General features: G+C 72.7%; 1 pseudogene. It reads right to left on the reverse strand.

The features are described from left to right. Nucleotides 1-264: pseudogene (locus SB816_RS32455) on the reverse strand (IclR family transcriptional regulator); the annotation flags it as partial.

The raw sequence follows: 264 nt of genomic DNA on the forward strand, positions 1-264 counted from the left end.
GACATCACCGAGCCGACGTGCAGGTTCACATGCAACGGGTAGCCGCCGTGCTCGATGCGCACGATCGTCGGCCCGAGCACGCCCGGCACCGACAGCGCGACGCTCGGGCCGACCGCTTCCGCGAGCCGCGCCGCGTGCGGCAGCGCCGCGCGATAGGCCGGCTGACGTTCGATCGACATCAGGCCGAGCCGCAGCGACAGCGGCCCCGGCTCGTAGTTGCCGGTGAGCGCGTCGCGTTTCACGAGCGCGAGCCGCGTCAGGCTG

This window comes from Achromobacter sp. SIMBA_011, assembly GCF_046535435.1.
Taxonomy (GTDB): domain Bacteria; phylum Pseudomonadota; class Gammaproteobacteria; order Burkholderiales; family Burkholderiaceae_B; genus Achromobacter; species Achromobacter dolens.